Raw genomic sequence first — 2,939 nt, 5'->3', positions numbered from 1 at the left:
GGGCGGGCGTGGGCGCGGGCAGCGGGACGGTCGGCAGGTCGAGCCGGCGGCGCACCCCCGCCTCCGCCAACTCGGCGCACTGCTTGCGGAGCTGGGTCCGGCGGCGGTGTTCGGTCTGGGCGCAGGGCAGGGCGTTCAGCGCGCGCAGTGCGGTGAGGTCGTCGGAGTCCGGCAGGTAACCGTCGGCGACGGCCTCCTCCAGCCGCTGCAGGTACCCCGAGGCGCTGCCCGGCAGGGCGGCGCGGTAGCGGACCAGCTCGGCGAGGGCGAAGGCGCGCATCCGGCCGCCTTCGAGGACCGCCTCCTCGATCGCCTCGCAGAGACGCAGCACGTCCTGGACGTCCTCGACCCAGACGGCACGGGCGGCCGTCCCGCCCGGTCTGCTGTCCGTGGCGGCCGAGGGGTTGAGCACGTGGGCGAGGGCCCGCCGAAGGACCCGGAGCTCGTCCGCGCTGAAGGCCATGCCGCCGCGCGAACCGTGAGGCGTAGGCATGGGACGACTGTACGTAACGAAAAGGGAAAATCCGATGAACCCGCCGTATGTCGGCGGGTCTTCCGGAAAACTGACAGTCGTTCGGCCCAGCGGCGCGGATCAGCTCACCCTGTGTCGCCTCACGAGGCGGTGTTGCGCTCGTAGACCAGCCGCAGCCCGATCAGCGTCAACCACGGCTCGTGGACGTCGATGCTGGTCGCCTCGCCGAGCACGAGCGGCGCGAGGCCGCCCGTCGCGATCACCTGCACGTCGTCCGGGTTCTCGGCCAGCTCGGCCGCCATCCGGTTGACGATGCCGTCCACCTGCCCGGCGAAGCCGAACAGCACGCCGGACTGCATCGCCTCCACGGTGTTCTTGCCGATCACGCTGCGCGGTCTGGCCACCTCGATCTTCCGCAGCATCGCGCCGCGCACGCCCAGCGCCTCGACGGAGATCTCGATGCCCGGCGCGATGGCGCCCCCGACGAAGTCGCCGCGCTCGTTGATCGCGTCGAAGCTCGTCGCGGTGCCGAAGTCGACGACGATGCAGGGGCCGCCGTAGAGGTGCTTGGCCGCGAGCGTGTTGACGATCCGGTCGGTGCCGACCTCCTTGGGGTTGTCGGTCAGCACGTGCACGCCGGTCTTGACGCCCGGCTCGACGAGCACCGCCGGGACGTCGCCGTAGTAACGCCGCGTCACCTCGCGCAGCTCGTGCAGGACGGTCGGGACGGTGCAGCAGATCGCCAGCCCGTCCACTTCCTCGTTCTTCAGCACCGGGTGCGCGCCCATGAGCCCCTGCATCAGCACCGCGAGCTCGTCGGCGGTCCGGCGCGGGTCCGTGGAGACACGCCAGTGCTCGACGATCTCCTCGCCGTCGAAGATGCCGAGGACCGTCTGGGTGTTGCCGACGTCGATCGTGAGCAGCATGGGCGCGCTTTCTCGTGGGGAGGGGTGACTATCCGCGCAGGTCAAGGCCGACGTCAAGAATCGGCGAGGAGTGCGTGAGGGCGCCGACGGCGAGGTAGTCGACGCCGGTCTCGCCCACGGCGCGGGCATTGTCGAGGGTCAGCCCGCCGGACGACTCGAGCTTCGCCCGACCCGCGACGAGCGCGACGGCCTCGCGCAGCTCGTCGACGCTGAAGTTGTCGAGCAGGATCAGGTCCGCGCCGGCCTCCAGCACCGGCGGGATCTGCTCGAGGGTGTCCACCTCGACCTCGACCGGAAGGTCCGGGTAGGCCGCGCGGACGGCCTTGAACGCCTCGGCGACGCCGCCCGCGGCGACCACGTGGTTGTCCTTGACCAGCGCGGCGTCCGACAGCGCCATGCGGTGGTTCTCCCCGCCGCCGCAGCGCACGGCGTACTTCTCCAGCGCGCGCAGGCCCGGCGTGGTCTTGCGGGTGTCGCGCACGACGGCGTTGGTGCCGTCGAGCGCGTCCGCCCAGGCGCGGGTCGCGGTGGCGATGCCGGACATGCGGCACAGCAGGTTGAGCGCGGAGCGCTCGGCCGTGAGCAGGTCGCGGGTGCGGGTGGTGACGCTGAGCAGCACGGTGCCGGGCGTGACCAGCGCGCCGTCCTCGACGTGCCGCTCGACGGTGAACTCCTCCTCGGCGACGAGCGAGATCACCGCCTCCGCGACGCGCAGGCCGGCGACGACGCCGGCCTGCCGGGCGACGAAGTCGGCGGTGGCGACGGCGGCGGACGGCACGGTGGCGACGGACGTGACGTCCTCCCCGCCCGCGAGGTCCTCGGTGAGGGCCATCGTCGCGATGTCCTCGACCTCGACCGGGTCCAGCCCGGCGTCTTCCAGCAGGGCGGCGAGCGCGGGGTCGAGAGCGGTCTCGTACTCACCGCACGCGCAGTCGTCGCCGCAGCCGTCTTCGATCAGGGGGAGGTCTTCGTGGGACACGACAGATCCTTTGTGTCAGAGGGGAGTTGCACTACATAAGGCGCGGGGAACTGCGCGAGAACCACCCGGGGCGGATGGCCCTGCGCGTTCGGCCTGCCCCGTGCGTGGGTGGCTTGTCGCGCAGTTCCTCGCGCCCCTGATGGTTCATCCGACCTGCAAACGTCCTTCGACGAGCGTCGTGGTGAGGTGCCGCTGCCAGTTCACGTCGTCGCGATCCGGCGCGTCCTCGCGCCAGTGGCAGCCGCGGGTCTCCTCGCGGAGCAGCGCGGCAGCCGTCAGCGCGGAGGCGACCAGGTGGAGGTTGGTCGCCTCCCAGGTCTCGACCTGCGGGAACTCGGACTTGTCCGGGTCCGGCTCGGACAGGGCCGCGAGGCCCTCGACCGCCGTCGCCATGCTGTCCGCCGAGCGAAGGACGCCGACGCCGCGCGTCATCACCCGCTGGATCTCGGCCCGCGACTCCGCGGCCAGCAGCGGGACGACCTGCACCGGACGCGTCGTGTCCTCGTGGCGGGGGGGGAGCTTGCCGAGCCGGTCCCGCTCGATGATGTCCGCCGCGATCCGC

The 2,939-nt window shown here is 72.0% G+C and carries 3 protein-coding genes and 1 pseudogene; all 4 read right to left on the bottom strand.

Features of this window, described 5'->3' with window-relative positions; translation table 11 throughout:
• A partial coding sequence (locus TR50_RS47035) for a hypothetical protein (protein ID WP_160311189.1) occupies positions 1–493 on the bottom strand: 493 nt, incomplete at its 3' end.
• A 119-nt stretch (positions 494–612) separates the two neighbouring features.
• A complete protein-coding gene (locus TR50_RS26215) occupies positions 613–1,398 on the bottom strand; it encodes a type III pantothenate kinase (RefSeq protein ID WP_042426914.1) in 786 nt (261 codons plus the stop codon).
• A gap of 28 nt (positions 1,399–1,426) precedes the next feature.
• Complete coding sequence (gene nadC / locus TR50_RS26210; RefSeq protein ID WP_042426912.1) at positions 1,427–2,377, bottom strand: carboxylating nicotinate-nucleotide diphosphorylase; 951 nt, start codon at positions 2,375–2,377, stop codon at positions 1,427–1,429.
• Between the two features lie 144 nt (positions 2,378–2,521).
• A pseudogene (locus TR50_RS26205) lies at positions 2,522–2,939 on the bottom strand (L-aspartate oxidase); the annotation flags it as partial.

Source organism: Streptacidiphilus anmyonensis, from assembly GCF_000787855.1.
Taxonomy (GTDB): domain Bacteria; phylum Actinomycetota; class Actinomycetes; order Streptomycetales; family Streptomycetaceae; genus Streptacidiphilus; species Streptacidiphilus anmyonensis.
This window is presented reverse-complemented; position numbering and strand designations above follow the sequence as displayed.